We start from the raw sequence: 6,676 nt of genomic DNA on the forward strand, positions 1-6,676 counted from the left end.
GGCGGCCAGGTCACCGGCGAGCGCGGTGAGCGTCCGGCGGTCGGTCTTGCCGTTGGCGGTCAGCGGCAGCGACGCCCGCCAGTGCACGACCGACGGCACCATGTACGCGGGCAGCGACTCGGCGAGCCGTTCCCGCACGGCGTCCGCCTCGACGGGCCGCGCACCCGTGCAGAACGCCACCAGCTGCGTCCCGCGTACGACGACCACCGCACCGTCCCGGACCCCGTCCACCCGCAGCAGCGCGTTCTCGATCTCACCGATCTCGATACGGAAGCCGCGGATCTTCACCTGGCTGTCCCGGCGCCCCAGGAACTCCAGCTTGCCGTCGGGCCGCCAGCGCCCGTGGTCGCCGCTGCGGTACAGCCGCTCACCGGGCCGGTACGGGTCGTCGGTGAAGGCCGCCGCCGTGCGCTCGGGATCGTTGACGTACCCCCGGCCGACGCACACTCCGGAGAACACGATCTCGCCGGGCGCCCCCAGCGGCACCGGCACCAGGTCCTCGTCGACGACGTACACCCGCACATTGCCCACCGGCCGGCCGAGCGGAACCCGGGGCCCGTCCGGCGCCCGGTCCATCACCTCGTGGTTGGTGTCGTCCGAAGTCTCCGTCAGGCCATAGGCGTTGACCAGCCGGACCCCGGGCCGCGCCGTGAACCAGCGCTCCACGAGCTCCTTCTTCACGGCCTCCCCGGTGACCGACACACAGCGCAGGTCCGGGAGTTCACGCGGCTGCCGCTCCAACTCGGCGAGCACGGCCTCCAGATACGACGGCACGACCTGGAGCACATTGACGCGCCCCGCCTCGATCGTGTCGGCGAACCGCGGCACGTCCAGGATCACGTCCTGCTCCACCAGCAGCGTCCGTCCGCCCACGAGCGGCGCGCAGACCAGCTGCCACAGCGAGATGTCGAAGCACTGGGGCGCGGTCTGCGCCACCACCTGCCCGGCCCCGATCCCCAGGTCGTCGAGCTTGGCGAACACATGGTTGAGGAATCCCGCGTGCTCGCACATCGCGCCCTTGGGCTCACCGGTGGAGCCGGACGTGAAGTAGATGTAGGCGAGTTGACCGGGCTGGACCGCGATCCCGAGGTCACCGTCCGAATGCCCCTCGGCGTACGCCTCGTCGACATAGAGCGTGTGGTCGCAGGACGGGTCCAGCGCGCCGTCACTGCCGCGCTCGGTCAGGACCAGCTCGCACCCGGCGCGGTCCAGCACCCTCGCGACCCGGTCGGCCGGGAAGTGCGGCTCGACGGGCAGATAGACCCCGCCCGCCTTGAACACGGCGAGCACGGCGGCCATCCAGTCGAGGTTGCGCTCCAGCACCACCGCGACGACATCCTCGCGGGTCAGGCCACGCGCCAGTAGCGCCCGACTCAGCTGGTTCGCCCGGGAGTTGAGCTCCCGGTACGTCCACTGCCGGTCGCCCTGCACGGCGGCGACGGCGTCCGGATGAGCGGCCACCCGCTCCTCGAACAGCTCGTGCACCCGCCGGTCCGGCAACTCACGCCGGGGACCCGCCAACTCCTCCAGCTGGAAACGGACTTCGGCCTCGGACAGCAGGCTCGTCCGCTTCGGATCGACGAGGACGGTGAGGTGATAGCCCGCGATACGGGCGGCGGCCTCGGCGTCCAGGACATCGGTGCGGTACCGCAGCCGCAGCGTGCGGCCCGTGACGCTCACCTGCAGCGCCGGGTCCTCCTCGACGCTCTCACCGGAGAGCGCGGCGAGCACTGTCGCATGGGCGACCTTCAAAGCGGCGGGCTCGATCAACAGCCCTTCGGGCAGGGACACTTCGTACTCCGCCACACCGGGCACCGGAGCGAGCGTCCACCGCGGAATGATCTCCATCTTTCTCTTCCCCCCTGTTTCCTTCCCCCTGCGGCCAAGCCGTCAGGGAGACACATGCCGGACGGCGCCGCGCTGGGCCACCGCCGGATTTCCGCCCCACCGCGACAGCGCGGGCATCTCCTCGCCCTTCATCAGGAACGAGTCGGCGGCGAGTACGGCCCCGTCGCCCATCGACACCCCGTAGTGCACGAGCGCACCCACCCCGAGGGTGCAGCCGTCGCCGATGGTGATGAGTTCGGACTTGAACGTGCCGTCCTCCTGAGAGTGGGACTGCACCTTGGTGTGCGCCGACAGCGTGCAGTCGTCGCCGATCGCGGTGAGGGTGCGCTCGGTGATGTAGGCACCGTCGTCGAAGACCCGCCGGCCGATCCGTACGCCCAGCAGCCGCCAGAGCAGGTTCTTGAACGGCGTCCCGTTGAACACGTTGAGATAGGTGTCCGGGACCTTCCACAGCCGCTCGTGCCACCAGAAGTACGGGTCGTAGATCGAGCACAACTTGGGCTCCAGCGGCCGGAACCCGCCGACCAGGCGCTCCACCAGCACGTAGTACCCGGCGGTGAAGCCGAGCCCGAGCATCAGGGACGCGCCGATCAGCAGCCCCCCGCCGACGCCCTCGCCCCCGTACAGGTCGACGGCGGCGAAACCGACCATGGTCAGCACGAACCAGTGCAGCCAGCGCACGAACAGATACAGGCCCATCGAGCGCAGGTTGGCGCGGTTCTTCAGGGTCAGCCGGCGCTTCAGCTCGTCGCCCTCGCGCAGATGGTCGAAGCGGCTGTCGCGCTCCACCGAGCGCGGGATCTCGAAGCACGGTGAGCCCAACAGGCCGACGCCCTCACGGACTTCGCCGTCGAGCGGCACCATCACCTTCGTGGCGAGCAGGCAGTTGTCGCCGGTGCGGCCCCCGGAGGGGTAGGCGATGTTGTTGCCCAGGAAGTTGCGCGGCCCGATCGAGGCGCGCGACAGCCGGAACGACGTACTGGAGAAGTCCGCGTTGACGATCGACAGACCGTCCGCGACCATCGTGCCGCTTCCCACACTGGCCAGATACGGCGTCTCGTGCTGCACCTCCGTACCGAAGTTGGAGCCGGTCTGCTCCACCTCGCCGAGGTCGTAGCCGAGGGCCTTCAGATAGCCGACGATGTACGAGCTGTCGCCGCACAGCCACTTGAAGAACTTGAGGTTGGTCAGACGGGCCACCGCGCGCTGCACCGAGTAGTGGAAGCCGTACAGCGGATACACCCGGTCGGGGCGCAGCAGCGGACGGAGCAGCCTCGGCACCAGGGTCACGGAGGCGAAGCCGAGCAGGACGAACCCCACGAACGCCACGAGCGACAGACCGAGCGCCTCGCCGTAGAAGCGGGCCGAGTTGAGGTCCTTGGTGTTCGGATCCAGCAGGTGGTCGAGGGCCGGCACCACCGTCAGCACCATGTAGGTGCCGCCGACCGCGAGCGGGACGTAGACCGCCAGCATCTGCAGGAGCGCGGTCAGGCCGTAGCCGAAGCGGCGCGCCGTGGAGCAGTCCGCCGCCGGGACGCGGACGTAGTCGACGTCCGTGGCCTGGGCCGGAGAGCCGTGCACACGCCCGCCGGCCGGGACCCGCGCGCCGTCGTACAGGGCGGAGGAGTGGCCGAGTTGGGCGCCGTCACCCATGGCCGTGCCGATGTCGAGGACCGTCTTCTCGCCGACGTACACCCCGCTGCCGAGCGTGACCCGGCCGGTGCGGATACGGCCGGCGTGCGCCTGATAGCAGAGGAAGAAGGAGTCCTTGCGGATGACCGTTCCGTCTCCGACGGTCAGCAGGTCGGTGCAGACCGGAACGGAGTGGGACAGGATCGTGACGCCCTTGCCGATCCGGGCGCCGAGGGCGCGCAGGTAGAGGACGTACAGCGGGTTGCCGGCGAACATGATCATCGGGTTGGCGTGCAGCAGCGCCTTGACCGTCCAGAACCGGACATAGGCGAGGCTCCAGACCGGGAAATCGGTCTCCTTCCAGCGGCCGACGAGCACCCACTTGGCCACCACCGGCACCGTGCACACACCGATGAACACTGCGCCGCCGAATATCGCGGAACGCAGATAAACCTGCGCCACTCCGGAACCGCCGGAAACCCATTCGTAGCCGCGCCCGGTGACAAGTCCGGCGAGTGCGCAGTAGAGCGCGAAAACGAGGAACTGGAGTGTTCCGCACAGCAGATATCGTGCCGTGCTGCCGACCGGTGGTGCCTCTGCCGCCACCGGTGCGGAAGGTTCGGGTGTTTCGCCGAGCGCCGCCGCGAGACTGCGGATCGTCGGATAGCCGTAGACGTCCCGCATGGACACCGACGGCAGGTCGTCCCGCTTCCTGACCCGTGCGCAGAAGTGCGCCATCACCAGCGAGTTGGCGCCCAGGTCGTCGAAGAAGTGACTGTCGAGAGGTATGGCTTCCTTGCGTACGACACCGGCCAGGACCTCCGCGAGGACGGTCTCTGTGACGGTGCCGGGTTTTCCCACCACGTGGCTCCTTGGTGCTGATCGCTGCCTTTGAATTGTCAAAGACGAATACGGCGGAGTCGCGCCCGTTGTTCACGGCAGGAGGAAATTTAAAGGCACGCGAAACGGGTGAGGTGAATGGGAATTCGTGAGAATGGAGTTCCGCATTGTGTACAGAGTTGCCATTTGGACGAGGCCCCGGTCATGGGCCATTTGTTTCCCCCGAGTCGTGTGCGCTGACGTCGTCCCAACGCGCGCAACGAATGCAGTCCGGATTATTTCTGGACATTCCGGAACGGGTCAAGGCCGTTTTGGGCAATGGCGCTTTTTCGTCTTCGCAGGGTAGGGGCAAGGTCAATCAGGATTGACGGCCGAAGTCCTCACCGGGAAGCTCTCCGAAACAACCATTAAAATCTCGAATGCCAATTCGAATTCCGGACCGAAAAGTTTCGGCCAGCGCGAGCATGACACGCCTGTCCAGCAGGTGTCCTGTCCCGGCCGACGCCCCCGGGGGATGAGTGCATCCCGGCGCGGCGGATACCTTTAGGGCGTGCAGTCAGCAAGTGAAACCCCCGAGCGGCCCACCGGCCGGTTCAACCGGGCGCGTGCCCTCTACCGGAACGTCTCCAAGCGCAGGACCGCCTGGCTGCTGGTCAAGGACACCGTCAACTCCTGCATGGAGTACCGCATCCTGGGCCTCGCGGCCGAGGCCGCGTTCTTCACGCTGCTGTCCGTCCCGCCGCTCCTGCTGAGCCTCATCGGCCTGCTCGGCTACGTCGACAGCTGGACCGGCGCCCACAGCATCGCCGGCCTGGAGAACAACATCCTGGAGGCGTCCCGCACCGTCCTGACCGACAAGGGCGTGCACGAGATCGCCCAGCCGATCCTGCACGACGTCATGAAGGGCGGCCGGCCCGACGTCATCTCCATCGGCTTCCTGTTCGCCCTCTGGTCCGGCTCCCGCGCGGTCAACGTCTTCATCGACACCATCACCGTGATGTACGGCCTCGACGGCGTACGCGGCATCGTCAAGACCCGGATCGTGTCCTTCGCCCTGTTCGTCGCGGCCCTGCTGATCGGCTCGGTCGCGCTGCCGCTGATGGTCGCGGGACCGGACGCCGTGGTGAACGTCGTGCCCTGGTCGGAGACGGTCGTACAGGTCCTGTACTGGCCCGTCGTCATCGTCCTGTCCGTCGTCTTCCTCACGACGCTGTACCACGTGTCGGTCCCCGTCCGCTCCCCGTGGATCGAGGACGTGCCCGGCTCCCTGGTCGCCCTCGCCATGTGGGTGCTCGGCAGCTACCTGCTGCGCATCTACCTCACCGGCACGGTCGAGGGCCCCACCATCTACGGCTCCCTCGCCGCGCCCGTCGCCGTACTGCTGTGGATCGGCGTGTCCGCGTTCGCCGTACTCGTCGGGGCCGCCGTCAACGCGGCCATCGACCGGGTCTGGCCGGCCGCCGCGACCGCCGCAGCCCGCGCCGCCAACGAACGCCGGCACGAGGAGGAGGCCGCCGAGTACGTCGCCCGCATGGCCGCCGCCCGCACCCACGGCGGCGAGGACGACGAGGACTTCGACGACCCCGAGGACGGCGACATGCCCTCCGAGTTCCCGGAACGCTGGTCCCGCTTCCTGCCCCCCGAGGACGTCACCTCCCGGCTGCGCACCCACGCCAAGAGCACCCACAAGAGCGGCGGAGACACACCGGGACCGGTGAAGTGACGCTCCGCTGCTGCTTCCGGGCGCCCGCTCACACCTTCCAGACGCCCGCCGCCGAGGCCTCCCGCGCGAACTCCGAGAAGTCGCGCGGCTCGCGCCCCAGCACCTGCTGAACCCCGTCCGAGAGATACGCGTTGCGCCCGTCGAGCAACGACTCGAACAACTCCACCAGGAACTCGACCTCCCCGGCCGGCACCCCGAACCCGGCCAGATCGTCGCCGTACTGACGGGCCGACACCGCCCGATACGTCAACGCCCGCCCCGCCGCCGCGGAGATCTCCGCGACCGCCTCCCCGAAGGTCAGCAGCCGCGGCCCGGACACCGTGACCGCCTGCCCGACATACCGGTCCCCGGCCGTCACCGCGGCCACGACCACGTCCGCGATGTCCCGCACGTCGATGAACGGCTCCCGCACCTCACCACCGGGGAACACCAGTTCCCCACTTTCCCGCAGCCCCTCCACCAACGGTCCCTCGCTGAAGTTCTGCGCGAACCACGCCGCCCGTACGACCGTCCAGTCCGCCCCTGACCCGCGCAGCGCCTCCTCCGTGGGCCGCGCCCGCTCTTCGCCCCGCGAGGACAGCAGCACCAGCCGCCGTACGCCAAGACCGACCGCCTCGCGCGCGAGCAGCCCCA

4 protein-coding genes are annotated in these 6,676 nt (G+C 68.8%); 1 reads left to right on the top strand and 3 read right to left on the bottom strand.

Features of this window, described 5'->3' with window-relative positions; all coding sequences use genetic code 11:
* Both R6V09_RS42355 and R6V09_RS42360 read right to left on the bottom strand, forming a co-directional pair.
* A partial coding sequence (locus R6V09_RS42355; RefSeq protein WP_317886812.1) for an amino acid adenylation domain-containing protein occupies positions 1-1,848 on the bottom strand: 1,848 nt, incomplete at its 3' end.
* A gap of 42 nt (positions 1,849-1,890) precedes the next feature.
* The gene (locus R6V09_RS42360; protein WP_317886813.1) at positions 1,891-4,341 is read right to left on the bottom strand and encodes a Pls/PosA family non-ribosomal peptide synthetase; all 2,451 of its coding nucleotides are present in this window, start codon (positions 4,339-4,341) and stop codon (positions 1,891-1,893) included.
* 529 nt (positions 4,342-4,870) lie between these two features.
* Here R6V09_RS42360 and R6V09_RS42365 point away from each other — a divergent pair.
* Entirely contained in the window at positions 4,871-6,043 is a 1,173-nt protein-coding gene (locus R6V09_RS42365) for a YihY/virulence factor BrkB family protein (RefSeq protein ID WP_317886814.1), read from the top strand.
* Positions 6,044-6,071: 28 nt separating this feature from the next.
* Here the strand turns inward: R6V09_RS42365 and R6V09_RS42370 are convergent.
* On the bottom strand, positions 6,072-6,676 hold a 605-nt coding region (locus tag R6V09_RS42370), incomplete at its 5' end, for an NmrA family NAD(P)-binding protein (protein WP_317886815.1).

It is taken from the genome of Streptomyces sp. W16 (assembly GCF_033194735.1).
Taxonomy (GTDB): Bacteria; Actinomycetota; Actinomycetes; order Streptomycetales; family Streptomycetaceae; genus Streptomyces.